Annotated in this window: 1 protein-coding gene; it reads left to right on the top strand. The window is 50.6% G+C overall.

Annotated features, from left to right (window positions below):
* The coding region (locus JUJ53_RS19740) for a tetratricopeptide repeat protein (protein WP_204153747.1) at positions 1-709 on the top strand (709 nt) is incomplete at both ends.

The following is a 709-nucleotide window of genomic DNA, read 5'->3' as shown; positions in this document are numbered from 1 at the left end:
CAAGCCCTAGACATTAAACCCGACTTCCACGAAGCGCTCACCAACAAAGGAGGTGCGCTAATTAACTTAGGACGCTACGAAGAGGCGCTCGTCGCCTGTGACCAAGCCCTAGACATTAAACCCGATTTCCACATGGCGCTCACCAACAAAGGAGGTGCGCTAATTAACTTAGGACGCTACGAAGAGGCGTTCGTTGCCTTTGACCAAGCCCTAGACATTAAACCCGATTTCCACATGGCGCTCGCCAACAAAGGAAGTGCGCTAGGTAACCTAGGACGTTATGAGGAGGCGATCGCCGCCTTTGACCAAGCCCTGCACATTAAACCTGACTACCACTACGCGCTCTACTTCAAAGGAAGTGCGCTAGATGACTTAGGACGCTACGAAGAGGCGATCGCCGCCTTTGACCAAGCCCTAGACATTAAACCCGACTTCCACGGAGCGCTCTTCAACAAAGGGATTGCGCTAGGTAACTTAGGACGCTATGAAGAGGCGATCACCGCCTTTGACCAAGCCCTTGACATTAAATCCGACGACCACAAAATACTCTTCAACAAAGGGAATGCGCTATTTAACCTAGGACATTATGAAGAGTCAATCACAATCTATGATCAAGCCCTAGACATTAAACCCGACTTCCACGAAGCGCTCACCAACAAAGGAGGTGCGCTAATTAACTTAGGACGCTACGAAGAGGCGCTCGTCGCCT

The organism is Leptolyngbya sp. CCY15150 (assembly GCF_016888135.1).
In the GTDB taxonomy this organism is placed as follows: domain Bacteria; phylum Cyanobacteriota; class Cyanobacteriia; order RECH01; family RECH01; genus RECH01.
The sequence above is the reverse complement of the archived record's forward strand: the minus strand, read 5'-3'. Positions and strand labels throughout refer to the sequence as shown.